The 26,212-nt window shown below is 60.4% G+C and carries 23 protein-coding genes, 1 tRNA gene and 1 pseudogene; 12 read left to right on the top strand and 13 right to left on the bottom strand.

Features of this window, described 5'->3' with window-relative positions; all coding sequences use genetic code 11:
• The first annotated feature begins 6 nt into the window (after positions 1-6).
• Both J2X71_RS05880 and J2X71_RS05875 read left to right on the top strand, forming a co-directional pair.
• Positions 7-882 (top strand): phosphotransferase, encoded by an 876-nt coding sequence (locus tag J2X71_RS05880; protein WP_310379955.1) that lies wholly within the window; start codon positions 7-9, stop codon positions 880-882.
• The gene (locus J2X71_RS05875; protein ID WP_310379953.1) at positions 883-3,333 is read left to right on the top strand and encodes an FAD-dependent oxidoreductase; all 2,451 of its coding nucleotides are present in this window, start codon (positions 883-885) and stop codon (positions 3,331-3,333) included.
• An 83-nt stretch (positions 3,334-3,416) separates the two neighbouring features.
• On the opposite strand, the gene J2X71_RS05870 is transcribed toward J2X71_RS05875, so the two are convergent.
• Together J2X71_RS05870 and uxaC are read right to left on the bottom strand one after the other, a co-directional pair.
• A complete protein-coding gene (locus J2X71_RS05870) occupies positions 3,417-4,874 on the bottom strand; it encodes a mannitol dehydrogenase family protein (protein ID WP_310379951.1) in 1,458 nt (485 codons plus the stop codon).
• Positions 4,871-6,286 carry a glucuronate isomerase gene (gene uxaC, locus J2X71_RS05865; protein WP_310379949.1) on the bottom strand — a complete coding sequence of 472 codons (1,416 nt, stop codon included), beginning with the start codon at positions 6,284-6,286 and terminating at the stop codon, positions 4,871-4,873. The genes J2X71_RS05870 and uxaC overlap by 4 nt, the downstream gene beginning before the upstream one ends.
• 170 nt (positions 6,287-6,456) lie before the next feature.
• Between uxaC and J2X71_RS05860 the strand changes: the two genes are divergently transcribed.
• The 3 genes from J2X71_RS05860 (at position 6,457) to J2X71_RS05850 (ending at position 9,165) form a co-directional block, all read left to right on the top strand.
• Complete coding sequence (locus J2X71_RS05860; protein ID WP_007814119.1) at positions 6,457-6,666, top strand: SlyX family protein; 210 nt, start codon at positions 6,457-6,459, stop codon at positions 6,664-6,666.
• A gap of 122 nt (positions 6,667-6,788) precedes the next feature.
• Complete coding sequence (locus J2X71_RS05855) at positions 6,789-7,415, top strand: ribonuclease D (protein ID WP_310379946.1); 627 nt, start codon at positions 6,789-6,791, stop codon at positions 7,413-7,415.
• Positions 7,416-7,641: 226 nt separating this feature from the next.
• Positions 7,642-9,165: a hypothetical protein gene (locus J2X71_RS05850; protein ID WP_310379944.1), complete on the top strand. Its 1,524-nt coding sequence runs from the start codon at positions 7,642-7,644 to the stop codon at positions 9,163-9,165.
• A gap of 142 nt (positions 9,166-9,307) precedes the next feature.
• Here J2X71_RS05850 and rpsA read toward each other — a convergent pair whose 3' ends face one another.
• The 4 genes and pseudogenes from rpsA to aroA form a co-directional block, all read right to left on the bottom strand.
• Positions 9,308-11,011, bottom strand: coding sequence for a 30S ribosomal protein S1 (rpsA, locus tag J2X71_RS05845; RefSeq protein WP_037100373.1), 1,704 nt, complete (start codon positions 11,009-11,011; stop codon positions 9,308-9,310).
• A 177-nt stretch (positions 11,012-11,188) separates the two neighbouring features.
• Positions 11,189-11,833: a (d)CMP kinase gene (cmk, locus tag J2X71_RS05840; RefSeq protein ID WP_310379940.1), complete on the bottom strand. Its 645-nt coding sequence runs from the start codon at positions 11,831-11,833 to the stop codon at positions 11,189-11,191.
• Positions 11,834-11,837: 4 nt separating this feature from the next.
• Positions 11,838-12,471: pseudogene (locus J2X71_RS05835) on the bottom strand (FMN-binding negative transcriptional regulator).
• A gap of 1 nt (position 12,472) precedes the next feature.
• Entirely contained in the window at positions 12,473-13,825 is a 1,353-nt protein-coding gene (gene aroA / locus J2X71_RS05830) for a 3-phosphoshikimate 1-carboxyvinyltransferase (protein WP_310379938.1), read from the bottom strand.
• 275 nt (positions 13,826-14,100) lie between these two features.
• Here aroA and J2X71_RS05825 point away from each other — a divergent pair, with 275 nt between their 5' ends.
• The 3 genes from J2X71_RS05825 to J2X71_RS05815 all read left to right on the top strand — a co-directional run bounded on the left by J2X71_RS05825 (position 14,101) and on the right by J2X71_RS05815 (position 15,581).
• Complete coding sequence (locus J2X71_RS05825; protein ID WP_007814134.1) at positions 14,101-14,481, top strand: TIGR02300 family protein; 381 nt, start codon at positions 14,101-14,103, stop codon at positions 14,479-14,481.
• 148 nt (positions 14,482-14,629) lie between these two features.
• Positions 14,630-14,705: transfer RNA gene (locus J2X71_RS05820), tRNA-Ala, on the top strand.
• Positions 14,706-14,858: 153 nt separating this feature from the next.
• Entirely contained in the window at positions 14,859-15,581 is a 723-nt protein-coding gene (locus tag J2X71_RS05815) for a YoaK family protein (protein WP_310379935.1), read from the top strand.
• A gap of 97 nt (positions 15,582-15,678) precedes the next feature.
• Here J2X71_RS05815 and J2X71_RS05810 read toward each other — a convergent pair whose 3' ends face one another.
• Entirely contained in the window at positions 15,679-16,152 is a 474-nt protein-coding gene (locus J2X71_RS05810) for a hypothetical protein (RefSeq protein WP_113320580.1), read from the bottom strand.
• A 113-nt stretch (positions 16,153-16,265) separates the two neighbouring features.
• Here J2X71_RS05810 and J2X71_RS05805 point away from each other — a divergent pair, with 113 nt between their 5' ends.
• Entirely contained in the window at positions 16,266-16,901 is a 636-nt protein-coding gene (locus J2X71_RS05805) for a trimeric intracellular cation channel family protein (protein ID WP_007814141.1), read from the top strand.
• A 3-nt stretch (positions 16,902-16,904) separates the two neighbouring features.
• Here the strand turns inward: J2X71_RS05805 and irrA are convergent, their stop codons facing one another.
• A complete protein-coding gene (gene irrA / locus J2X71_RS05800; RefSeq protein WP_310379931.1) occupies positions 16,905-17,324 on the bottom strand; it encodes an iron response transcriptional regulator IrrA in 420 nt (139 codons plus the stop codon).
• A 303-nt stretch (positions 17,325-17,627) separates the two neighbouring features.
• Here irrA and fabA point away from each other — a divergent pair, with 303 nt between their 5' ends.
• The 3 genes from fabA to fabI are packed head-to-tail and all read left to right on the top strand — an operon-like array spanning position 17,628 to position 20,234.
• Positions 17,628-18,143, top strand: coding sequence for a 3-hydroxyacyl-[acyl-carrier-protein] dehydratase FabA (gene fabA / locus J2X71_RS05795; protein WP_007814145.1), 516 nt, complete (start codon positions 17,628-17,630; stop codon positions 18,141-18,143).
• Between the two features lie 46 nt (positions 18,144-18,189).
• Positions 18,190-19,422 carry a beta-ketoacyl-ACP synthase I gene (fabB, locus tag J2X71_RS05790; RefSeq protein ID WP_310379928.1) on the top strand — a complete coding sequence of 411 codons (1,233 nt, stop codon included), beginning with the start codon at positions 18,190-18,192 and terminating at the stop codon, positions 19,420-19,422.
• A gap of 5 nt (positions 19,423-19,427) precedes the next feature.
• Positions 19,428-20,234: an enoyl-ACP reductase FabI gene (fabI, locus tag J2X71_RS05785; protein WP_310379927.1), complete on the top strand. Its 807-nt coding sequence runs from the start codon at positions 19,428-19,430 to the stop codon at positions 20,232-20,234.
• Between the two features lie 46 nt (positions 20,235-20,280).
• Here fabI and J2X71_RS05780 read toward each other — a convergent pair whose 3' ends face one another.
• The 5 genes from J2X71_RS05780 to truB all read right to left on the bottom strand — a co-directional run bounded on the left by J2X71_RS05780 (position 20,281) and on the right by truB (position 26,202).
• Complete coding sequence (locus J2X71_RS05780; RefSeq protein WP_310379925.1) at positions 20,281-21,297, bottom strand: class I SAM-dependent methyltransferase; 1,017 nt, start codon at positions 21,295-21,297, stop codon at positions 20,281-20,283.
• Positions 21,298-21,428: 131 nt separating this feature from the next.
• A complete protein-coding gene (pnp, locus tag J2X71_RS05775; protein WP_007814154.1) occupies positions 21,429-23,579 on the bottom strand; it encodes a polyribonucleotide nucleotidyltransferase in 2,151 nt (716 codons plus the stop codon).
• 333 nt (positions 23,580-23,912) lie between these two features.
• Positions 23,913-24,182 (bottom strand): 30S ribosomal protein S15, encoded by a 270-nt coding sequence (rpsO, locus tag J2X71_RS05770; protein ID WP_007817719.1) that lies wholly within the window; start codon positions 24,180-24,182, stop codon positions 23,913-23,915.
• 150 nt (positions 24,183-24,332) lie between these two features.
• Positions 24,333-25,184 carry an alpha/beta hydrolase gene (locus J2X71_RS05765; RefSeq protein ID WP_310379920.1) on the bottom strand — a complete coding sequence of 284 codons (852 nt, stop codon included), beginning with the start codon at positions 25,182-25,184 and terminating at the stop codon, positions 24,333-24,335.
• Between the two features lie 85 nt (positions 25,185-25,269).
• A complete protein-coding gene (truB, locus tag J2X71_RS05760; RefSeq protein ID WP_310379918.1) occupies positions 25,270-26,202 on the bottom strand; it encodes a tRNA pseudouridine(55) synthase TruB in 933 nt (310 codons plus the stop codon).
• Positions 26,203-26,212: the final 10 nt, after the last annotated feature.

The raw sequence follows: 26,212 nt of genomic DNA, 5'->3' as shown, positions 1-26,212 counted from the left end.
ATACGCGTGACGCCTGAAGAGAGGATTCATGCGCTTGGCATCTGGCAAGGCCCGATCGACATAGCCCCGATCACCGGCGGCCTCACCAACCGGAATTACCTGGTGAGGGATGGCGCGCTGCGGCGCGTCGTCCGTCTGGGCGATGATATTCCGGTCCATCATATCAGCAGGCAGAACGAGCTTGCGGCGAGCCGAGCCGCCCATGCGGCCGGCATCTCGCCTGCCGTTATCCATCACGTGCCAGGTGTGCTGGTTCTCGACTTCATCGATGCCGCACCGCTGTCACCCGAGGGCATCCGCAAGCCGGAAACGCTTGCTCGTGTCATTCTGTTGATCCGTGCCTGCCATCACGACATGGCCCGCCATTTCCGTGGTCAGGCGATGATCTTCTGGGTCTTCCATGTAATCCGGGATTATGTCGCGAACCTGAGGGCCGCAAACAGTCCGTATGTGCCGTTGCTGAACGCCCTGCTTGAGAAGGCGGAGCGTCTCGAGGCGGCGGCAGGTCCCTTCGAAATCGCCTTCGGCCACAATGATCTTCTGGCCACTAATTTCCTCGACGATGGCCGGCGGCTCTGGCTGATCGATTGGGATTATGCGGGCTTCAACACGCCGCTCTTCGATCTCGGTGGTCTTGCCTCCAACAGCGAGTTTTCGGGCGAGGCGGAGCGCCTCATGCTGGAGACTTATTTCGATCGACCGCTGACGGATGATCTCAGCCGCCGCTATCGGGCCATGAAATGCGCCTCGCTGCTGCGCGAGACGCTCTGGAGTATGATCTCCGAGATCCATTCCACCATCGATTTCGACTACGCTGCCTATACCGCCGAAAATCTCGCCCGCTTCGAGCGCGCCTATCGGGCATTTGAACAGGATCATTGAATGACGAAGGAATTACCGAAGACGGCAAAGGCCGTGGTCATCGGCGGCGGCATCATCGGCTGCTCGACCGCCTATCATCTGGCCAAGCTCGGCTGGACCGATACGGTGCTCCTTGAGCGCAAGAAGCTGACGTCAGGCACGACATTCCACGCCGCCGGCCTCGTCGGCCAATTGCGCACCAGCGCCAACATCACCCAGCTTCTGGGATATTCCGTCGATCTCTATAAGAAGCTCGAAGCCGAGACAGGTCTCGGCACCGGCTGGAAGATGAATGGCGGCCTGCGGCTTGCCTGTAACGAGGAGCGCTGGACGGAGGTCAAGCGTCAGGCGACCACGGCTCAGTCCTTCGGCCTAGAAATGCATCTCCTGAACCCGCAGGAAGCTTTCGATCTCTGGCCGCTGATGACGACAGACGATCTCGTCGGCGCCGCGTATCTGCCGACGGATGGTCAGGCCAATCCCTCCGACATCACTCAGGCGCTGGCAAAAGGCGCCCGCATGGCCGGCGTCTCTATCTTCGACGACACTGAAGTTCTCGATCTCGAAATCGACAGGGGCAGGATCCGCGCCGTCATCACCGGACAAGGCCGCATCGAATGCGAACGGGTCGTGGTCTGCGCTGGCCAATGGACCCGCAGTTTCGCCGCCCGCTTCGGCGTCAATGTCCCGCTCGTCTCCGTCGAGCATCAATATATCATCACCGAATCCTTCGGCGTGCCCTCCAATCTTCCGACCCTGCGCGATCCTGATCGCCTCACCTATTACAAGGAGGAGGTCGGCGGCATGGTCATGGGCGGTTACGAGCCGAACCCCATCGGCTGGGCGCTGGACGGCATCCCTGATGGTTTCCACTACACGCTGCTCGACAGCAATTTCGATCATTTCGAGCAGATCATGGAGCAGGCTCTCGGCCGCGTCCCGGCGCTCGAAAATGCTGGTATCAAGCAGCTTCTGAACGGGCCTGAGAGTTTTACGCCCGACGGCAACTTCATTCTCGGCGAGGCACCGGAGTTGAAGAATTTCTTCGTCGGCGCCGGCTTCAACGCTTTCGGTATCGCCTCGGCCGGTGGTGCCGGCATGGCGCTTGCCGAATGGGTGACGAAGGGCGAGCCGCCCTACGACCTCTGGCCGGTCGATATCCGCCGATTCGGCCGCCCGCATTTCGATACGGACTGGGTTCGCACGAGAACGCTGGAGGCCTATGGCAAACACTACACGCTGGCCTTCCCCTTCGAGGAATACTCGAGCGGCCGCCCTTGCCGCAAGTCTCCGCTTTATGAACGGTTGAAGGCGCAGGGCGCCTGCTTCGGCGAAAAGCTCGGCTGGGAGCGGCCGAACTGGTTTGCCGATCTCTTCGCCAATGAAGAGCCGAAGGATATCTATACCTACGGCCGCCAGAACTGGTTTGATGCCGTTGGCCGCGAGCACAAGGCCGTGCGCGAGGCAGCGGTCATCTTCGACCAGACCTCCTTCGCCAAATTCGTGCTGAAGGGCAGGGATGCAGAAGCAGCATTGTCATGGATTGCCGCCAACGATGTGGCAAAGCCCGAGGGATCGCTGATTTACACGCAGATGCTGAACGACAAGGGCGGCATTGAATGCGACGTCACCTGCGCCCGCATCGCCGAGAACGAATATTACATCGTCACCGGCACCGGCTTTGCCACGCATGATTTCGACTGGATCTCGCGCAACATTCCGGATGGCCTTCACGCCGAACTCGTCGATGTCACCTCGGCCTACACCGTACTGTCGCTGATGGGGCCGAATTCCCGTGTCATCCTGGAAAAGGTCACGACCAGCGACGTCTCCAACGCTGCCTTCCCCTTCAGCCGCGTCAGGACCATCGGCATTGCCGGTTGCCCCGTGCGGGCTCTGCGCATCACCTATGTCGGCGAGCTCGGCTACGAACTGCATGTGCCGATTGAATATGCGACGACCGTCTATGATGCGCTGATGGCGGCGGACGGGCAGTTCGGCCTCGTCAATGCCGGTTACCGTGCCATTGAAAGCTGCCGCCTGGAAAAGGGTTACCGCGCCTGGGGCTCCGATATCGGCCCCGACCACACGCCTATTGAAGCCGGTCTCGGCTGGGCTGTGAAGATGCGGAAGAACACGCCCTTCAAGGGGCGCGAGGCGATCGAGCGCCAGCTCGAAGGCGGTGTGAAGAAGATGCTCGCCTGCTTCGTGCCTGACGATCCCGATATCGTTCTGCTCGGCCGCGAAACCATCTATCGTGACGGTAAGCGTGTCGGCTGGCTCTCCAGCGGCGGCTTCGGCTACACCCTCGGCAGGCCGATCGGTTACGGCTATGTCCGTAACCCTGATGGTGTAACGGAGGATTTTGTCCTCTCCGGCACTTATGAACTGGATGTCGCCCGCGAGCGCGTGTCCTGCAAGGTTAGCCTGAAACCACTCTATGACCCCGAGATGCAGAGGATAAGGGCCTAGAACGCTTGTGACGGGGGGGAAATTCCCCGGATGTTTCCTCATCCCTGTGGCACGTATAGGGATGAGGAAGTTTCGCTAACCCTTCAATATAGCGGCAGCCTGTTGTCCTGGATCAGGATCTCCAGCTTGTTCGCCACATCTTCCGTCCAGGCGACATTCCCGGTAAGCGCCTTCGGGAACAAGCCTGGCAGGCCGAACAGAGCTGCCGAAACCGCTCCGCCATTGCGCGGCACACCGTCGAGAAGTGCTGCAATCTCTCCCGCCCGTGGGTCACGCAGTTCGTAGCGTTCGCCATTGCGATCGATGCCGATAGCATAGCGCATCCAGGCGGCGACGGCGATTGCATAGGTCTCCGCCTTGTTGCCCTTGGCAAGCGCTTCCGTTGCTGGTTCCAGCAGACGCTGCGGCAGTTTCTGCGTGCCGTCCATGGCGATCTGATAGGTGCGGTGGGCGATCGCCTTGTTTGCAAAGCGCGCTATCAATTCGTCCGCATAGGTGTCGAGATCGATGCCGGGAACCGGATCCAGCGTTGCCGCTGCCGCATTCATGTGCCTGCGCGCAAGTGCTGAAAGTCCTGCATCATCCATGACGTCGCGGATGAATTCATAGCCTGCTGTATAGCCAAGATAGGCGAGCAGCGAATGCGCGCCGTTCAACATGCGCAACTTCATCTTTTCATAGGCCGAGACTTCCTCGACCATCAGCGCGCCGTGAACCTTCTCCCAGGCCGGACGACCGTTGACGAAATGGTCCTCGATCACCCATTGGGTAAAGGGTTCCGTCTCGATTGCTGCCATGTCCGTGCGGCCCGTCAGCCGCTTGGCATCGGCATAGGTCGCATCGGTGCTTGCCGGCGTGATACGGTCGACCATCGTCGAAGGAAAGGGCACGTTCGCCTCGATCCAGCCATGCAGTTCCGGATCGATGCGGGCAGTGAATTCCAGCACCAGACGCTTAAGCACCGCGCCGTTGCTCGGCAGGTTGTCGCAGCTAAGCGGCGTAAAGGGTGTTATGCCCTTCTGCCGGCGCCGTGCCAGACCCTCGACGAGATAGCCGATGACACCGCGCGGCGCATGCCGGTTGGCGAGGTCGGCGACGATATCGGGATGCTTGAGGTCGAGCCCTCCGGTTGCCGGATCGAAACCATAGGCCTTTTCCGTCACTGTCATGCTGACGATGCGGATATCAGGGTCTTCGAGTCGTGCCAGAAGGCCCGCCGGATCGCGCGGCGCCACATGCGCCCTAAGGATCGAGCCGACGACGTGGGCCGTCGTGCCCGAGGTGTCGCGGATCAGCACCGTATAGAGCCCGTTCTGGGCGGACAGATTATCCGCGACATCGGGGGTGCGCAGGCTCGCCACTTCGATGCCCCAGTCACCGCCGGCAGCAGCCAGAGCGCCATCCGTGAAAGGCGCGAAATGCGCACGGAAGAAGGCGCCGGGGCCAAGATGCAGGATGCCGGCCTTCAGCGCATTCCGGTCATAGGCAGGAAGCTTCGCTGTCGGCGCAAGGCCGGTCACGTTCTGCAGTTTGTCGCTCACAGCTTGTAGGCCTTCTTCGCATTGTCATAGGAAAGTTCGCGCGCGACGATCTCGGCTTCTTTCCTGGAAATCCGGTGCTCGACGGCGAGCTGTGCCAGGAAACGGCAGATCTCGCGGCGCCAGACATCATGGCGGGCGGGGATCGACAGCAGTGCACGCGTATCGTCATTGAAGCCGGCGAGATTGGCAAAGCCAGCCGTCTCCACCACCTGGTCGAGGTAACGGCGGATGCCAAGCGGGCTGTCGTGGAACCACCAAGGCGGGCCGATCATCAGGCAGGCCCAATGGCCGGCCATCGGCGCGAGCTCCCGGGCATAGGTCGTCTCGTCGAGCGTGAAGAGCAGGATGCGCAGGCCTGGTGCATGGCCGTATTTCGACAGCAGCGCGTTGAGGCCGCCAACCCAGTCGGTACGCGTCGGAATATCGGCGCCCATATTCGGTCCACGCGTCTCGAAAAGCTCGCGGTCGGTATTGCGGCGCGAACCGGCATGGATCTGCATCACCATGCCGTCTTCGGCAGAAAGACCGGCCATTTCCGTCATCATCTGCCCGCGGAAAAGTTCCGCATCGGCGGCTGAAAGCGGCCCCTTCAGCGCCTTGTCGAGCAGCGCTTGCTTCTCGGCAAGCGGTAGATCGGCGGTAAAGGCGGTCGGCACGCCGTGGTCGGTCGCCGTCGCTCCGAACTGGCGGAAATAGGCGCGCCGCTTGCGATGTGCCTCGATGAGGCCATCCCATTTGGTGATGTCGCAGCCGGTGATCTCTCCGAACTTGATCAGATTGTCGCGGAAACCAACGGCATCGGGATCGGTGACGCCGTCAGGCCGGTAGGTCGTGCGTACTTTGCCGATCCAACCGTCCGCCGCCATCTTCTGGTGATGCGGCAGCGGATCGAGCGCGCCTTCGGTCGTGGCAATTGTTTCGATGCCGAAACGCTGATGCAGTGCCCGCGGCCGGAACTCCGGAAGCTTGAGCTGCGCATTGATGTGGTCGTAGAGCGCATCTGCGTTATCAGTCGTCAGTGGCTCGGTGCAGCCGAGCACGGCTGACATGGCATGATCGACCCAAAGGCTCGACGGGGTTCCGCGGAAAAGATGGTATTTGGCGGCGAAAGCACGCCAGATATCGCGGCCGCTCGAAACCATTTTGCCGTCGAGACGCGGTACACCGAGCTGGTCAAGCTTGGTGCCGGCGCTGTGTAACATGCGGAAGAGATAATGATCGGGAATGACAAGCAGCGAAGAGGCGTCTTCGAAGGCCTTGTCGTCAGCGAACCAGGACGGTTCGGTGTGCCCGTGCGGGCTGACGATCGGAAGAGCGCGCACCGTCTCATAGAGATCGCGCGCTATTGTCCGCGTTGCCGGATCGGCGGGAAAGAGCCGGTCCGGATGAAGAAAGCCATTGCTTACATCCATCAGTTTTCCTCCCTGATGGATAACGGCCTACCCCACATCATTAGACGCGGCAAGGGCTTTTGGTAACCAGACGGTCCACTTTCGGAATCGTTTTTATGGGGGCTCGAAACCATTGACGCCCCCGCCTATTTCGGCTTTGGAATGCCACCTGATATCAGGGGAGAAAACCGATGTCCGACGAGGCAGCCCGCATTACAAGGCTCGAAGAAATGCTGGCCCATCAGGCTAAGACGATCGATGAGCTTTCCGATCAGCTTGCCGAACAATGGAAGGTCATGGAGCAGACGCGCGCCAAGCTTGACCGATTGACCGAGCGCTTTCTGAGTCTCGAGGAGCAATCGCTGGAAGCGCCGGCGATCACCAAGCCGCCGCACTACTGAGCGGCCATGCCGCCGAGCTGTGCTCGGCGGTGTCTGCGGGCTGCCTGCAGCAGGAAAGCGGTTTCGCGCTTTCGCCCTTTGCGATATAGCCCGGAAAGACGAAGCTGAACGAGAGACATCCCATGGCGGCCACCATCCGTTATCATCAGGGCGATATTTCCGCGGCGGATGCCGCCCGTTACACCGGCGCGATCGCGATCGATACCGAAACGCTGGGCCTCGTGCCGCGCCGGGACCGCCTCTGCGTCGTGCAGCTTTCGCCGGGTGACGGCTCTGCCGATGTGATCCGCATTGCGGCCGGCCAGAAGGAAGCGCCGAACCTTACCGCGCTGCTTGCCGATCCGTCGCGCCAGAAGATATTCCATTACGGCCGCTTCGATATCGCCGTGCTCTTCCATACGTTCGGCGTCACCGCGACGCCGGTCTTCTGCACGAAGATCGCCTCGCGCCTCACGCGCACCTACACGGATCGCCACGGCCTGAAGGATAATCTCAAGGAAATGCTCGACGTCGATATCTCCAAGACGCAGCAATCTTCCGATTGGGCTGCCGAAACACTCTCGCAGGCGCAGCTCGAATATGCCGCCTCCGACGTGCTCTACCTGCATGCGTTGCGCGACAAGCTGAACGAGCGCCTGATTCGCGACGGCCGCCTGGAACATGCGACGGCCTGTTTCGAATTCCTGCCGACGCGCGCCAAGCTTGATCTTCTCGGCTGGGAAGAGGCGGATATCTTCGCCCACAGCTGACATCGGGTTTTTATCGGACATGCAGGCACGGCCGCAGATTGGGCGTCTGCGGCTGTTAGCTATTCGTTAAGGTATTTTCAGTAACATTATTCTTAATTTTTATGCATTCGACGGCGCGAAATACGCCGATGCGGACAGGAGGATCTGCCGGGATGCAAGGGGCCGGATGAGCGCGGTCTCGTTGTACGACCTGCTTTCATAGCCACTTTGCGAAAGGAGCGTGCCTGTGTTGTCTCCCATTCGTTCGGCGTCCAATGCAAGCCTTTCTTCTCAGGGTCAGACGGCGGCGATCGTTGCCGGTGGCCTCGGCCGTTCGGTGGTCGCCCCCACCCCGGTGAATGCAGTTGAAGCAGCAGACCTCAATGCCGCGATTGCCGGCAAGCTCAATATTCTGCTCATCGCCGCGCGCCAGCGCATGATTGAAGCGCTTCTCGACATCATCAATGCTACGGGACGCACCATCGCGCTGCAGCGTGGTGAAGGTGAATCCGATCAGGCCTTTGCCGCCCGTGTCGCTGATGCCATCCGTCGCATGCCCGACGCCGAGATCGATGCGGTCGAGCACCAGCTTTCCGATGACGGACATAGCCTGCCGTTGAGAATGATCGCCGCAGCCCTCAAGGACCCGACCGGGCCGGAGGCCACCCGTGTCATCGCCTATCTCGAGATTATCAGCTACAAGGACAGGGATCTCGCAGCCCGCGCCGTTGTCCGCTCTTATCGCCAGAACGATGCCGCGCCGCTGCCGCGCACCGACCCGCGGCCGGAAATCAAGCTTCAGGGAGAAAACCTGCCCACTGCACGTCAGTCCGCAGCAAAAACGGCTGAAAATGTAGCGATGCCTGCTGCCGAAGAAATCGTTCCGGCCGAAGCGGCTGTTGTCGTGGCGACCGATCTAACTGCCAAGGAACAGCAGACTGGAAATCAGCCTGCGACAGCAGCGCATGAAGCTTCATCGCAGGTGACCACGCTGAGAGAGACAGAAGAAGTCCAGGCTGCACCGGTAGACCAGGAAGTGGTTGAGCCGGAACAGGCCGAACCCGCTCTCGAACAGCAGACAATCTCCGCAAAGGCTGATCCGGTTATTCCGCGCAACTGGACCGGCATCGCAAGCTCCATGACCGAAGAGGTTTCGCAGATGATCGCAACGATCATCCGCGCGCAGGAGGCAACTGTCCTGTTGACGGATACGCCTGTCGAAGCCGCCGTCGAAATCGATGCTATGCTGGACGAGGCCGTCATCAGCGAGGCGACGGAGAGCCTGGTTCGCACAACCCCGGAAGATGTGGTCGAGCCTGCATCTGCCCAGGTCGCGCAGGCTTCTCGCCCATCTCAGGCAGAAATCGCTGCGGCTGCCCAGACGGCGCGTCCCGTCAGAGAAATCGCCGCACAGCCGCAGCCGGTTCCCATCCCGGTTGTCGAGACGCCTTCCTATGTTCCGCTCGCAGCCCGCATGCCGGAAGGGCTTCCCTACGCGCAAACGCCTTACCAGTTCGCCCGCGATGAATATAAGGCGACCAAGGCCGATGAACCCCCTCGTCGCCATCACGAAAACGGCGGCTCGCAGGATCAGCAGCAACAGCAGCCGCAATCCGGTCAGGGCGGCGACGAGCAGCAGGCCGGCGGGGAGGAAGCCCCGCGGGAGGAGCGGCGCCAGCCGAAAATGTTTGATCCCGATCCGTCTACTGCTCCGGCAACGGTCACCGACCCGGTCTATGCCCTCTACCAGCGCATGGTCGGCTGGGAATAATCCGGAACAATTCCAGCAAAAGTGTGCAGCGGTTTTGCGTCCGGAATTGCGTGGGTACAAAGAGCCCTAGACAATCTCCCAAAACGAAAGAACCCGCCGGATCGCTCCGGCGGGTTCTTCATTTCAATGGATCAGCGAAGGATTATTCGCCGCCGCGGTTCTTCAGAGCCGCGCCGAGGATGTCGCCGAGCGAAGCGCCCGAGTCGGACGAACCGAACTGAGCAACAGCTTCCTTCTCTTCCGCGATTTCCAGAGCCTTGATGGACAGCATGATCTTGCGGTCCTTCTTGGAGAAGTTGGTAACGCGGGCGTCGACGGTCTGGCCGACCGAGAAGCGCTCAGGACGCTGCTCGTCGCGGTCGCGGGCGAGGTCGGCGCGACGGATGAAGGAAGTGATGTCCTCGTGGTTGACGAGCTTCACTTCGATACCGCCGTCGTTGATCGCGATGACTTCGCAGGAAACGACTGCATTCTTGCGCAGGTCGCCGGAAGCTGCTGCTTCGCCGACTGCATCCTTGCCGAGCTGCTTGATGCCGAGCGAGATGCGTTCCTTCTCGACGTCGACGTCGAGAACGACTGCCTTGACGACGTCGCCCTTGTTGAACTCCTCGATGACCTGTTCGCCCGGACGGTTCCAGTCGAGGTCAGAGAGGTGAACCATGCCGTCGACATCGCCGTCGAGGCCGATGAACAGGCCGAATTCGGTCTTGTTCTTGACTTCGCCTTCGACTTCAGTGCCGGCCGGATGGCTGCGGGCGAATGCTGCCCACGGGTTTTCCAGCGTCTGCTTGAGGCCGAGCGAAATACGGCGCTTGGACGGATCGACTTCGAGAACGACGACTTCGACTTCCTGGCTCGTGGACAGGATCTTGCCGGGGTGAACGTTCTTCTTGGTCCAGGACATTTCCGAGATGTGGATCAGGCCTTCAATGCCCGGCTCCAGCTCGACGAACGCACCGTAGTCGGTGATGTTCGTAACGGTACCGGAAATCTTCTTGCCTTCCGGATACTTGGCCTGGATGCCATCCCACGGATCGGACTCGAGCTGCTTCATGCCAAGCGAGATACGGTGGGTTTCCTGGTTGATGCGGATGATCTGAACCTTGACCTGCTGGCCGATGTTCAGGATTTCCGACGGATGGTTCACACGGCGCCATGCCATGTCGGTGACGTGCAGCAGGCCGTCGATGCCGCCGAGGTCAACGAACGCACCGTAATCGGTGATGTTCTTGACGACGCCGTCAACAACCTGGCCTTCTTCGAGGTTCTGAACGATTTCAGAACGCTGCTCGGCACGGGATTCTTCCAGAACCGTACGGCGCGAAACCACGATGTTGCCGCGGCGCTTGTCCATCTTGAGGATTTCGAAGGGCTGCGGGTTGTGCATGAGGGGCGTAACGTCGCGGATCGGACGGATGTCGACCTGAGAACGCGGAAGGAAGGCGATCGCACCGTCGAGGTCGACCGTGAAGCCACCCTTGACCTGGTTGAAGATAACGCCTTCGACGCGCTCGCCAGCTTCGAACTTGGCTTCGAGCTTGATCCAGCTTTCTTCGCGGCGAGCCTTCTCGCGCGACAGAACAGCTTCGCCAAGCGCGTTTTCGATGCGCTCGACGTATACTTCGACTTCGTCGCCGACCTTCAGCGAACCGTCCTTGGCACGTGCGCCGAATTCCTTGAGCGCGATGCGGCCTTCGACCTTCAGGCCAACGTCAACAACGGCGACATCCTTTTCGATGCCCGTGACGATACCCTTGGTAACATAGCCTTCAGCCAGATCGTTCTTGGCAAAGGACTCTTCGAGAAGGGCCGCGAAATCCTCGCGAGAGGGAGTAGCTACTGACATAAAATCTCCTGCGTGGCCTTCGATAGCTTCAAGGCTCACGTATGCGCCGGTTGGTTCGAGTTGAATGGGCCTGAACCCAGTCCGCCTTCTTTCAAGAAGGCAATCCGGCGCGTGGACGGAATTTCAGGCTTGCTTTCGCATGAGCGTCCCGCGCACGAAGCGCGGAAAACCGCTTGATTAGGCATTTCGGCTCAAGGCGACGTCGATAAACGACTTAGCGGCTTGAAACGCGGCCTCTATACTCATTTCCGACGTGTCAAGCAAGTGCGCATCGACTGCCGGTTTCATCGGGCTGTCCGCCCTGTTCATGTCGCGATCGTCGCGTCGCTTGACGTCTTCGAAAATCGCCTCGAAATCCGCTACGCCGCCCTTGCTGATGATCTCGTCGTAACGGCGTGTTGCGCGCACTTCTGGCGACGCCGTCACATAGAGCTTCACAGGTGCCGCGGGGCAGACGACGGTGCCAATATCGCGCCCGTCGAGAACTGTCCCCGGCAGCTTCTCGGAAAACCGCCGCTGCGCCTCAACGAGCGCCCGGCGAACCGCCGGCATCACCGCAATTTTCGAGGCGGCTTCGCCAATCTCATGTCTCGACAATATATCGCGATCGAGACCCGCGAGTTCAACCTCGAGCGCCATCTTTTCAGCGACCGTCTCGTCATTGAGCGGGAGCCCGGCATCGATCAGCGCCTTGGCGGTCGCCCGGTAGGTGAGGCCGGTGTCGAGATGGTGAAAGCCGTACTGCTCCGCGATCCTGCGCGAAAGCGTGCCCTTGCCTGCCGCGGCAGGGCCGTCAATGGCGATGATGAAGCTGCCGGTCATGAAGTCATTCCGTGCCGAGGCCGCCGTAACGGCGTACCAGTTCCTGCATTTCGGCTTGCTCTGCCATCTCGTCGAGGCCCTTTGCAACGGTCGGCGACCGGCCGGTTCTGGCTCACCTTCCATTTGCCTTCGATCTCGGCGATTTCGATTTCGACGCCGATAATGCCCTTGAGCTGCGCACGGATAAATTCCTCTGGCGCATCGCCGACCGACCATGGTTTCTCACGCTGGCCCTCATGTTCGCCGGTAATTGCATTGATCTGCGCAAGCAGCCAGCCAGCATCCTCGATCACCCGTGCCAGTCCGCGTGCCTGCACGATCGCATAGTTCCAGGTCGGCACCACTTTGCCGGTCTCGGCCTTGGTCTGGTACCAAGACGGTGTGACATAGGAATCCGCGCCCTGGAAGACGGCAAGCACCGGCGCACCTGCAGCAATGTCCCGCCACTGCCCATTTGCCCGCGCCAGATGCAGCCGCAGCGTTCCCTTCTCTGATGCGCCGGCGTCGAGATGGAAGGGCACGGAATTGGCGATCAGCCCGGAAGCCGCCGCCGTGATCAGCAGGCCAAGCGGATGCGCACGGATCAGCGCATGCTGCACATTGAGATCGTCTTCGCGGAAATGTGGTGGCTGGTACATATCAGGCCTGCTCGATCTTCGCCCCGAGGCTCTTCATCAGATCCATGAACTGCGGAAAGCTGGTTGCAATCATACTGCTGTCGTCGATACCGACAGGATGCTCCGAAGCCAGCCCCATGACAAGGAAGCTCATGGCGATACGATGGTCGAGATGCGTGATGACCTGCTCGCCGGCAGCATTGCCGAGCCCCTTGCCATCCGGCCGGCCGGTGACGGAAAGCCAGTCCTTGCCTTCTTCGCATTCGACCCCGTTGAGCTTCAGCCCTTCCGCCACAGTCGAGAGCCGGTCCGACTCCTTGACCCGCAGTTCCTGCAGGCCGTTCATCACCGTTCGGCCCTTGGCAAAGGCGGCGGCAACGGCAAGAACCGGATATTCATCGATCATCGACGGTGCCCGATCTGTCGGAACGGTGACACCGGTCAACTCGGAGTGGCGCACGCGCAGGTCCGCGACATCTTCGCCGCCCGCAAGCCGCGGATCGAGGATCTCGATATCGGCGCCCATCTCCTGCAGCGTCAGGATCAGTCCCGTCCGCGTCGGGCTCATCAGCACATTGGAAATGGTGACGTCCGAGCCCGGCACCAGCAAAGCCGCCACCAGCGGGAACGCGGCGGAGGAGGGGTCGCCAGGCACGTCGATCGTCTGGCCGGTCAGCTTGCCGCGGCCTTGCAGCCGGATCGTCCGCGTGCCGTCCCTGTCGGTCTTGATTGACAGTTCCGCGCCGAAGCCAGCCAGCATCTTTTCGGTATGGTCACGCGTGATCGCCGGCTCGATAACCGTCGTCACACCCGGTACATTGAGACCGGCCAGCAGCACCGCCGATTTCACCTGCGCCGAGGCGACGGGCAGGGTGTAGCGGATCGGAGCCGGCGTTTCCGGCCCGCGCAGCATGACGGGCAGGCGGTCGCCCTCCACCGCCTTCACCTGCACGCCCATGCGGCGCAACGGATCGAGCACGCGGCCCATCGGCCGCCGGGAAAGCGAGGCGTCACCGGTAAAGACGGTATCGAAATCATAGACGCCTGCAAGGCCCATGGTCAGGCGCGCGCCGGTGCCGGAATTGCCAAAATCGAGCGGAACCTCCGGTGCAAGCAATGCGCCGTTGCCTGTTCCGTTGATGATCCACGCGTCGCCCTCCTTGCGGATCACGGCGCCCATAACCTGCATTGCCTTGCCGGTATTGAGCACATCCTCACCTTCGAGAAGCCCGGTAACGCGCGTTTCCCCCGATGCCAGTCCGCCGAGTATCAGCACGCGATGCGAGATCGACTTGTCGCCGGGAATACGGATGATTCCGGAAAGCCCGGAGGATCTGCGGGCGACGGCCGGCTTCGATGCGGAACCCTGCGACATGGGTTAATCCCTTGCAAAGGCAATATATTCGCGCCACTCACAGCTCGGTGCCGGCATGTTTTTCCGGTCGGCATTGCTGCAATCGCGGCTGGTTAGCACAAACTTGCCGAGCGGTCATCCGGAATGCCGGGCAAAAGCCTGAAGTACCTTCTGCAGTTTGGCTTTGACATGGGAAGCCGTAGCGATTAAGGGGACCGGCTTATAAATTCCGAATAGAACGCCGGTTTGACGGCATTTGCCGAATCTCGCATTCGGCCATTCTCACGAGGCTTATAGTGGCGAAAGCGGAACTTGGAACCAAGCGCACCGATCCGGAAACCGGCAAGAAGTTCTACGACTTGAACCGGGACCCGATCGTCTCCCCCTACACCGGTAAATCCTACCCCCTGTCCTTCTTCGAAGAAACCTCGGCAATTGCTGAAGTTCAGGATGAGGACGAGGTTGCAGAAGTCGATACCGAAAACACCGAAGTCGAACTGGTTTCGCTCGAAGACGCCGATGACAGTGCTTCCGGCGACGATATCCCCGATATCGGCGATGACGATGTCGAAATCGAAGGCGATGACGACGATACCTTCCTCGAAGCCGATGAAGATGACGAAGATGACGACATGAGCGATATCATCGGCGTCACCGGCGACGAAGACGAAGTCTGAGCGAACGAATACCGGCCCGGATGACAAAAATTTCCCGGGCCGGATTTTTTAGGCTTGCCATCTGCGAAAACCGCAAGTAATAAGCCGCCACTCCAAAGGGATCGCCTTCGGAGTATCCCAGGACCGGCGCAAGCCGGACCACCCTGATGGGGCTATAGCTCAGCTGGGAGAGCGCTTGCATGGCATGCAAGAGGTCAGCGGTTCGATCCCGCTTAGCTCCACCAAATCTCTCCAAATGCAGTTCAGTAAGCACTTCAGGTCAGCATAACTGACATTTGTCAAAAGCTGTCTGGTTGCCAGTTTTGCTGACGGCTGAAATCAGGTTCTTATATCCTGCGTCGACGCCAGCCGATTCGGCGCTTCCCGGACCCGAACCCATGACACGAGCAAGACGCCGCCGCATCATCAGAACCCGCAGGACCGCGACCGGACTGGCGCTGGTTGGCTCGATTTCCTTCCTTGCGGGAATGACGGATGCGACCGGCCTGCTTCTGACCGGGGACTTCGTATCCTTCATGACCGGCAATACGACGCGGGCGGCATTGGCGCTGAGCAGCGGCGATGTCAGGCATGCCGCCGTGCTTGTGTCGGCCATCATCGTCTTCGTGCTCGGCAATGCCGCCGGCATTGTCGTTGCGCATCGCGCGGAGCGGCGCATCTTCGTCGTGCTCTGCTGCGTCAGCCTCATGCTGGCACTAGCCTCTATGATGACGCTGCAGGATCTGTTGATGACACGTTTCTATACGATCGTTCTCGCAATGGGCATGGTGAATGCAGCGGTCGAGCATATAGAGGGGCTGCCGATCGGCCTGACCTATGTGACCGGCGCGCTGTCGCGTTTCGGTCGCGGCATAGGCCGCTGGATCATTGGCGACCGGCGCCTCGACTGGACCATCCAGATCGTGCCATGGGGCGGCATGGTGCTCGGTGCCATCAGCGGGGCCCTCATGACGCGTCTTGTGGGCGCGCAGGCGCTGTGGCTGGTCTCCGTTTTCGCGATGGCGCTGGCGATTGTCGCCCTGTTTATTCCGCGCCCACTGCAGCGTCGGTTCAATCAAAAGATCGGAGCCTCCGGCCCGCATTCGGCGCGTGCCAGATAACCGCCGTCACCACCCAGCCGAGCCTGAACGCAGAGAACCTGGGACCACTCTTCGCGAACGGTACGGCCTCGCCTCGGCGTTCTTTCCGATCTGAGGCTTATTTCTTGGAGATGGTGACGAATTTCGTACCCCGCACGCGGGTGGTGACGATGCAAGGGTCGCCGCCGGTGCGATCGCAGAAGCGCGGGTTCATTTTCATGGCGAGCACCATATTGCCGAAACGCTGGACGAAGTCGTAGCCAAAGATCTGCGCCGTCGCGATCATGAAGTAGCCGCCTTCGGCCACCTGCAGATAAAAATTATAGGTGCAGCCGTCTTCGTTGCACTGCGGACCCTTCTGGCCGTCGCAGGTGAGTTCGCCCTCGTTGACGACCACGTCCATGAGGCCGTCATTGTTGATATCCTGGCGGATGAGGAAACCGTCACCGAAGGATGCTTCCGTGCATTGTTCCTGGAAATGCTTCTTCTCATAGATCTCCGGGTCGGAGATCAGCGATTGCTGTGCGAAAGCCGCGACCGGCATGACCAGCAGCAGAACGATGTTCAGGAGTACAGGCAACAGCGTCTTCACGGCTTTCCTCTTATGGATAAAGGCTCTCTGGCCTTCCATTCTGTACGCGCCGCCTTGCGCCGCCCTTGCCGCAATGATTCAGTGTGCCTCGTTCCGCCGGTCTGGAGGCCTCGATGTCATTGCTCGTCTATCTCGATTACGCCGGCATTGCCCTCTTTGCCGCAACCGGCGCGCTGGCCGCCTCGCGCAAGCAGCTCGACCTGATCGGCTTCCTGTTTTTCGCGATCGTGACGGGGACGGGCGGCGGTACCGTGCGCGATATCATTCTCGGCCGCGTGCCGGTCTTCTGGGTGTTGAACCCGTTCTATATCGTCATCTGCTGCATTGCGGGTGTCGTCGTCTTCTTTACCGCCCATCTCCTGGAATCGCGCTATCGCCTGCTGATCTGGCTCGATGCGGTCGGTCTTGCCGCCTATTGCGTGCTCGGCGCCGCCAAGGGGCTGGCCGCGACCGGCTCGCCGACGATCGCCATTGTCACTGGCGCCCTGACGGCGACCTTCGGCGGCATCCTGCGCGATCTCCTGGCAAACGAACCATCCGTGCTGCTGCGCCCGGAAATTTACGTGACGGCGGCCCTGGTGGGATCGGGCGTCTTTACCGGCGTCAATGCGCTTGGCGCCGAGCTCTATATCGCATCGGCTTGTGGTGTCGCAGCAGCCTTCGCAGTGCGCGGCGGCGCCCTGTGGTTCGGCTGGACATTCCCGACCTACAAGCACATGCCTGGCCGACATCCTGACGATGTGATGTAAAAGTCAGCCCTGCTTCTGCCGCAGACGGATCACCACGTCGACATGGGCGATTTCCATGCCCTCGGGCGGCAACGGCAGATTGGCGATCGTCAGATTGCTGATCGGAATATCGAGCACCTCGTTTTCGCCTTCGACGAAAAAGTGATGGTGATCGGAGACATTGGTGTCGAAATAGGTTTTGGCACTCTCGACGGCGAGAACGCGGATAAGGCCGGCTTCTGTGAACTGATGCAGCGTGTTGTAGACCGTCGCGAGCGAAACCGGCACGCCAGCGGTGACTGCTTCCTCGTGCAGTTCCTCGACGGTCAAGTGCCGGTCGCCCTTGGCAAACAGGAGGTCGCCAAGCGCGACGCGCTGGCGGGTGGGACGCAGGCCTGCGCTACGCAGCCTGACCTCAATGGCGATCGGGGTTTCACCCGTCATTAACACCAACTCCGGTTATTCTGGCGAAAAGCAATCATGTTTGTTCAAAGCGATATAACTTTTGCGCAAAAGCCTTTCAATAGTTCAATGGGGACAAGAGCCTTCGAAAGGCCGCAAAAACGGGCTTTTGACGCAATTAGGTCTGGTCGCGGCCTTGGCCTTCCTGTATGCGACCACCAAATACTGGCTCAGGCCCGGTCCGGAACGAAGAAATGAAGCCGCCATGCTTGCGCTTCATTTTCTAGTGAACTTGGACTAAAGACACACATCCATCGCCAAGAACGCGGGGGGAAACAGAGATTTATGACGACCAGACAGTCCAGCTACTCGTATGAAGAACTTATCGCCTGCGCACATGGCGAGCTGTTCGGGCCTGGCAATGCGCAGCTGCCTTTGCCGCCTATGCTGATGGTTCATCGCATCACGGATATCTCTGAAACGGGCGGCGCCTTCGACAAGGGCTATCTGCGGGCCGAATACGATGTTCGCCCTGACGACTGGTATTTCCCCTGCCATTTCGAAGGCAACCCGATCATGCCCGGCTGCCTTGGCCTTGACGGCATGTGGCAGCTGACCGGCTTCTATCTGGGTTGGCTCGGGGAACAGGGCCGCGGCATGGCGCTCTCGACCGGCGAAGTGAAGTTCAAGGGCATGGTCCGCCCGCACACGAAGCTGATTGAATACGGTATCGACTTCAAGCGCGTCATGCGCGGCCGTCTGGTGCTCGGCACTGCCGATGGCTGGCTGAAGGCGGATGGCGAAACCATTTATCAGGCGACCGATCTTCGCGTCGGTCTCTCGAAAGACAAGACGGCCTGAAAACCGCGTTTCGAGCGGCTCACGAAAACAACAAGGGTTTGATCAGATGAGACGGGTAGTTGTCACGGGTCTAGGTGTCGTGTCTTCGATCGGAAACGACGCGGCCGAAGTCACCGAATCCCTGCGCCAGGCAAAGTCCGGTATTTCCTTCTCCAGCGATTTCGCCGAACACGGCTTCAAGTGCCAGGTCTGGGGCAGCCCCAAGCTCGGCGCCGACAAGCTCGCCGAACTGGTCGATCGTCGCGCCATGCGCTTCCTCTCGCAGGGCGGCGCCTGGAACCATGTCGCCATGAAGCAGGCGATCGCCGATTCCGGCCTGGAAGACAAGGACTACAGCGAAAACGAGCGCGTCGGCATCATCATGGGTTCCGGCGGTCCATCCACGCGCACGCTCATCGAAGCAGCCGAGATCACCGTCAAGAATAACAGCCCGAAGCGCATCGGCCCCTTCGCCGTGCCGAAGGCCATGTCGTCCACTGCATCCGCCACGCTTGCCACCTGGTTCAAGATCCACGGCGTCAACTATTCTATCTCATCTGCCTGCTCCACGTCAGCGCACTGCATCGGCAATGCTGTTGAAATGATCCAGTGGGGCAAGCAGGACATGATGTTCGCCGGCGGCCACGAAGATCTCGACTGGACCATGTCGAACCTCTTCGACGCCATGGGTGCCATGTCCTCCAAGTACAACGACACGCCGGATACCGCTTCTCGCGCCTATGACGTCAGCCGTGACGGATTCGTCATCGCCGGCGGCGCTGGTGTGCTCGTCCTCGAGGAGCTGGAACATGCCAAGGCGCGCGGCGCCAAGATCTATGCCGAAATCATTGGCTACGGCGCAACCTCCGATGGCTATGACATGGTCGCCCCCTCGGGCGAGGGTGCTATCCGCTGCATGCGTCAGGCGCTGGCGACCGTGAAGAGTGATGTCGATTACATCAACACGCACGGCACCTCGACGCCGGTCGGCGACAGCAAGGAAATAGGCGCGATCCGTGCGGTTTTCGGCGAGAAGCTGCCGCACATCCAGTCCACCAAGTCACTCACGGGCCATTCGCTCGGTGCCGCCGGTGTGCAGGAATCGATCTATTCGCTGCTGATGATGCAGGAAGGCTTCATCGGCGAAAGCGCGCATATCAAGGAACTCGATCCGGAATTCGAAGGCGTGCCGATCGTCCGCAAGCGTATCGACAATGCCAAGATCGACATTGCCCTCTCCAATTCCTTCGGCTTCGGCGGCACCAACGCCACGCTCGTGTTCCAGCGCTACAACGGATAATAACAATGACCGGAATTATGCAGGGTAAGCGCGGCCTCATCATGGGCGTCGCAAACAACCATTCTATCGCCTGGGGAATTTCGAAGGCGCTCGCTGCCCAGGGCGCGGAACTGGCTTTCACTTTCCAGGGTGATGCGCTCGGCAAGCGCGTCAAGCCGCTTGCAGCCGAAGTCAATTCCGATTTTCTTCTGCCTTGCGATGTCGAGGACATCGCTTCGGTCGACACGGTCATCGACACGATCAAGGAGCGCTGGGGCAAGCTGGATTTCATCGTCCATGCCATCGGCTTTTCCGACAAGAATGAACTGAAGGGCCTCTACGCCGATACGACGCGCGAGAACTTCAGCCGCACTATGGTCATCTCCTGTTTCTCCTTCACGGAAATCGCCAAGCGCTGTGCGCCGCTGATGGAAGATGGCGGCACCATGCTGACGCTGACCTATAACGGCTCCACGCGCGTCATCCCGAACTACAACGTCATGGGCGTCGCTAAGGCTGCTCTGGAAGCTTCCGTGCGCTATCTGGCTGCCGATTACGGTCCGCGCGGCATCCGCGTCAACGCTATCTCGGCAGGCCCGATCCGCACGCTCGCCGGCGCTGGCATTTCCGATGCCCGTGCCATCCTGTCGTGGAACCAGCGCAATGCACCGCTGCGCAAGACCGTGACCATCGATCACGTCGGCAGCTCCGCGCTGTACCTGCTTTCGGATCTCTCGATGGGTGTGACGGGCGAAATCCACTTCGTGGATGCCGGCTACAACATCACCTCCATGCCGACACTGGAGACGCTGCGCAAGGCAGACGTCGAGTAAGGCTGGACAAGGCTTAAAAAGAAAAGGCGGCCATCGGCCGCCTTTTTTATTTACGTGCCCACAACACTTTGAAGCGGGCATTGCGGCAGGTTTCGCCGCTATCCTTGAAATGCTCCGCAAGCACCGGCTCATAAGGCAGGCCGCGATTGGCCACCAGCATCAGCCGCCCGCCGCCGCGCAGCGAAGAGGCCGCCGTTTTGATCATTGCCTGTCCGAGTGAAGGCTCAGCCGCATGGCCCTCATGGAAGGGCGGGTTCATGATGACGAGATCGTATTTGTCTCGCACCTGCTCGCCCGCCAGATCGTGCCAGAAGAAGCGCACAGGCGCGTCCGGGCAGTTCTCCGCCAGATTGGCCTTGGCGGCCTCCAGGGCCTCGTAGTTGGCCTCGTAGAGGTCAAGGCGGGCAAGGTTAGGAGACTTCTGTGCAAGTTCGGCGGAGAGATAGCCCCAGCCGGCGCCGAAATCGGCCGCATCGCCGGTAAAATCGGTCGGCAGGCGCGAGGCGAGAAGCTGCGAACCGGCGTCAAGCCGGTCATGCGAGAACATGCCGGGCGAGGCAATGAAGCGGCCGTCGACGCGAACCGGCGACTTGCCGAACTTCGCAACGATCTCGCTGACATCGGCCGGCCGGCCGAACCAGAAGGCGACGCCATGATATTTCGGCATATGCTCGGTATCGAGGCCGAAACCTTCCACACGCTTGCGCAGCGGCTGGATGCCGTCTTCCTTGCCGCCGGCGACGACGATCAGCCCACCGGCCTTCACGCGGGAAAGGGCAGCGGCGATATTGGCTTCGTTTTCGCCCTTGTGCTTGGTGCATAGAACTAGCGCTGCGTCATAGTCTTCACCGTCGATCTCCGGCTTCGCCTCGATGCGCTGCGCCAGAAGCTGCCTGTAGAGCGGCTTGAAGCCCTGTACGGCCTCCAGGGACGCGGCAAAGCCCTCAGGCAGGGCGAAGCCCGCCTCTGCGCCGAGGAAGAGCACGCGCTCGCCTTCGCCTGGCGGCGCGACGGTTTCGCTGGCAAAGGGGTGGAAAAGGGTTTTCAGCGTCTCGCGGCTCATGATCTGGTCCCGTCATCTGGAGCAATTCCAGGAAACTGCGCAGCGGTTTTCGTCCGCAATTGCGCAAAGGTCGAATACAAAAAGGGCGCGGAAACAGTCCCGCGCCCGGATATCAGCGGAGAAGGCGCGGCTTATTCGGCCGCTTCATCCTTCTTCTTGTCGCCCTTTTCAGCAGCCGGGATTTCCTGGCCGGTGGCCTGGTCGACGACCTTCATGGACAGGCGAACCTTGCCGCGTTCGTCGAAGCCGAGCAGCTTGACCCAGACCTTATCGCCTTCCTTGACGACGTCCTGGGTCTTCGCGACACGCTCGGAAGCAAGCTGCGAGATGTGGACGAGACCGTCACGGGCGCCGAAGAAGTTGACGAAGGCGCCGAAATCGGCGGTCTTGACAACAGTGCCTTCGTAGATCTGGCCGATTTCCGGCTCGGCGACGATCGAGTGGATCCACTTGCGGGCCGCTTCGATTTCCTTGCCCGAGGAGGAGGCGATCTTGACGGTACCGTCGTCCTCGATATTGATCTTCGCGCCGGTCTTTTCGACGATTTCGCGGATGACCTTGCCGCCGGAGCCGATGACTTCGCGGATCTTGTCGACCGGAATGTTCATGACTTCGATGCGCGGAGCGAATTCGCCGAGCTGGCCACGGCTTTCGGTGATGGCCTTCGCCATTTCGCCGAGAATGTGGGCGCGACCACCCTGGGCCTGGCCAAGAGCGACCTTCATGATCTCTTCGGTGATACCGGCGATCTTGATGTCCATCTGCAGCGAGGTGATGCCGTCAGCAGTACCTGCCACCTTGAAGTCCATGTCGCCGAGGTGATCTTCGTCACCGAGAATGTCGGAGAGGACGGCGAAGCGATCGCCTTCGAGGATCAGGCCCATGGCGATACCGGCAACCGGCTTGGCAAGCGGAACGCCTGCGTCCATCAGAGCGAGCGAAGTGCCGCAGACGGTAGCCATCGAGGACGAGCCATTCGACTCGGTGATCTCGGAGACGACGCGCAGCGTGTAGGGGAACTGTTCGGCGGAAGGCAGCATCGGGCGAATTGCGCGCCATGCGAGCTTGCCATGACCGATTTCACGGCGACCCGGGGAGCCCATGCGGCCGGTTTCGCCAACCGAGTAGGGAGGGAAGTTGTAATGGAGCAGGAAGCGCTCCTTATACATGCCCGTCAGGCTGTCGACATACTGCTCGTCTTCGCCGGTGCCGAGCGTGGCAACCACGATCGCCTGCGTTTCACCGCGGGTAAAGAGCGCCGAACCATGCGTGCGCGGCAGAAGGCCGACTTCGGATACGATCGGACGAACGGTTTCGAGGTCGCGACCATCGATGCGGCTCTTGGTGTCGAGGATGTTCCAGCGGACGATCTTGGCCTGCAGGTGCTTGAAGATCGCGCCAACTTCTTCGGCCGTGTAGCGGGCTTCGCCCTCTTCCGGGAGGAAGTGCGCCTTCACCTTCGCCTTGACGGCGTCGACGGCGGCGTAGCGGTCGGCCTTCTGGGTGATCTTGTAGGCTTCGCGAAGTTCACCTTCGGCAAGGCCGAGCATTTCGGATTCGAGAGCGGAGTAGTCTTCCGGCTGGAAGTCACGCGGTTCCTTGGCGGCAACTTCAGCGAGCTTGATGATCGCGTCGAGAACCGGCTGGAAGCCCTTGTGGCCGAACATGACGGCGCCGAGCATGACGTCTTCCGGAAGCTCCTTGGCTTCGGATTCGACCATCAGGACGGCATCGTAAGTGCCGGCGACGACGAGGTCGAGGCTCGATTCATCCATCTCGTCGAGATGCGGGTTGAGAACGTATTCGCCATTGATGTAGCCGACGCGTGCGCCGCCGACCGGGCCCATGAAGGGAACGCCTGATAGCGTCAGCGCAGCGGAGGTTGCAACCATGGACAGGATGTCCGGGTTGTTCTCGAGGTCGTGTTGGATGACGGTGACGACGACCTGCGTGTCGTTCTTGTAGCCTTCCGGGAAGAGCGGACGGATCGGGCGGTCGATCAGGCGGGAAACGAGGGTTTCGTTTTCGCTCGGGCGACCTTCGCGCTTGAAATAGCCGCCGGGGATCTTGCCGGCTGCATAGGTCTTTTCCTGATAGTTGACCGTCAGCGGGAAGAAGTCCTGGCCGGGCTTCGGCGCCTTGGCGGAAACGACGGTCGCGAGAACCACGGTTTCGCCGTAGGTGGCGAGTACAGCGCCGTCAGCCTGACGGGCGATCTTGCCGGTCTCAAGCTTGAGCGGGCGGCCTGCCCACTCGATTTCCACTTTATGTGTATCGAACATGTCCTGTCCTTCAATGCAGCCAACGCGCCGTCTCCGTGAGGAGCAGCATAGCGTCGACCACAATCAGTGTGACGCATCACGGGCAAGACAACGGGAAGCTTCGAGCGGACGATTTCCCTCGGGAAATCGGGCCAAAGCTCTTGTGAAACTCTGGCCGAAAGCATCCGGCAATCCTGCCCCATGACAGGTCAACGGTTGGTTTGGCAGATCCGGCCCATCCGGAACTGCCGTCTTTCCATTCACACAGATAGCGCGCGCCTGGAAAATGTCATCGGGAGACGCACTCCCGGAAAAACAATCGGCGGGCGAAGCGCTTCGCCCGCCGAAAAATCATTAGCGGCGGATACCCAGGCCGTTGATCAGCTTGGTGTAGCGGCCTTCGTCCTTCTTCTTGAGATAGTCAAGAAGCGAGCGGCGGCTGGAAACGAGCGTCAGCAGACCACGGCGGGAATGGTTATCCTTCTTGTGGTCCTTGAAGTGTTCGGTCAGGTTGTTGATGCGCTCGGTGAGGATCGCAACCTGTACTTCCGGCGAACCAGTGTCGCCCTCGGTGGTCGCATATTCCTTGATCAGCGCAGCCTTGCGCTCAGCAGTGATCGACATCGGACAATCCTTTCGTTGAGAGGAGTTTAAGTCGCCAAAAGCCGGGATGTCGTCCAGCCTTGGCCGCGAATGCAATCGGGGATACCCTGATGCTGGCGCTGCCTATAAACCAAATAAGCAGCGTTGGAAAGAGGGGCACCAGTAGCGGTTTCAGCGCCCCGCCATGGCGTCCCGGATCATCGCGTCGTATCCTTCGGGATCCTGCAGCATGGCGAAATGGCTGGCATCCTTCAGGATGACGAGTTTTGCGCCTGGAATTTCCTTCGCCATCATCTCTGTATGGTCGAGCTTTACGGCCTCGTCATGATCGCCGATGGCGAGCGTGATCGGCACCGTGATCTTTCCGAGATCCGCTGCCGTCCAGGCAGGCTGTGTCGCCCACATTTCCGAGATTTGTTTGACGAAGGCGTCGTATTCGTTCGGCGTCGGCGACAGCTTTTTGTAATATTCGCCGGCGACATTGATGTAGTCGTTGAAGGTCTTGTTGCTCATGACGTCGGACTTCACGCCGTCGGTCGTGACATTTGCCGCCTGGGCGATGACGCGCGTGAGCTTCTCCGGATGTTTCATCGCCATGTCGATGCCGATGATGCCGCCGTCTGACCAGCCGACCAGCGTCACCTTGTCGATTTTCAGATAGTCGAGAAGTGCTACATAATCCGATGTCATCAGATCATAGCCGAAGGGCTGCTGGCTGCGCGTCGAGCGCCCATGCCCGCGGCTGTCAGCGACAATGACAAGGTGATCCTTGGCGAAATCGGCGACCTGATGGCCCCAGACATCGGCATTTCCAAGCCCGCCGTGGATGAAGAGGATCGGGTCGCCCTCGCCATATTCGGCGTAATACATCCTGATGTCGTTGACTTCTGCCATGCCGCTCGCCTTCGGCGCCGACATGGAAGGAAAGGCCGGAAGTTCGGCCCAGCGCTCGCCAGATTGAGCGATCGTAACCGTGAGAAACAACGAAAAGAACGTCAGTATTCCCAAAGCGATTTTGCGCATATTCGTCCCCCTATGACGGGCCGTTATGGCCCGCCGGGAAACATATCGCATCGCCTATTTCTGGCAATGCCGCTATTTGCAACTGTCAGGCGAAAACGCGCTTCGGCCGGAATTCGCCCTGCCCAATCTCGCCGATCGCGATCAGGCGGCCGCGGGCCGTCGCGTAGGCCTCGCTTTCGGCAACCGGCGCATCGCGACCGCGCACCAGGATAGGGTTGCCCATTTTCAGCCGGTGCGCCTGATCATCGCTGACAACAAGGTGCGGCAGGCTCGACAGCGCCTCGCAGGTGTCGATCAGCAGGGCGTCGAGGGCGGCAAGGCGCTCGTCCATGTCGTCGATCTCTTCGAGCGCGGTGAGCTTTGCAAGCGGCACCATCGTCTCTTCGGCGAAGGGCGCTACGAAAGTTCTGCGCAGGCCGGAAATATGGCCGTAGCAGCCGAGTTCGCGGCCGAAATCGCGGGCAAGCGCCCGCACATAAGTGCCCTTGCCGCATTCCACCTCGAAATGCGCCATGTTGGCATCCGGGCAGGCGAGAAGCGTCAGACGATGAACCTCGACCTCACGCGAGGGGATCTCGACCGCCTCGCCGTCGCGCGCCAGATCGTAGGCGCGTTCGCCGGCGATCTTGATCGCGGAAAACTGCGGCGGAACCTGGCTGATCGTGCCGATATATTTCGGCAGGATATCGAGGATCTGCTGTTCGCTCGGGCGCTTGTCGGAGTTCTGCGTAACCTCGCCCTCGAGGTCGTCTGTCGCCCGTTCCTCACCCCAGCTCACCGTGAACTCGTAAATCTTGCGGCCGTCCATCACGTAGGGAACGGTCTTGGTGGCATCGCCGAGCGCGATCGGCAGCATGCCCGATGCCAATGGATCGAGTGTGCCTGCATGGCCGCACTTCTGCGCCTTGAAGAGCCACTTGATCTTGGAAACGGCTTCCGTCGAGCCGAAATCCACCGGCTTGTCGAGGATCAGCCAACCGGAAATCGGGCGGCCCTTGGGTTTGCGTGGTTTGGACATCAGTTTCTTC

It is taken from the genome of Rhizobium sp. 1399 (assembly GCF_031455475.1).
Taxonomy (GTDB): domain Bacteria; phylum Pseudomonadota; class Alphaproteobacteria; order Rhizobiales; family Rhizobiaceae; genus Rhizobium.
This window is presented reverse-complemented; position numbering and strand designations above follow the sequence as displayed.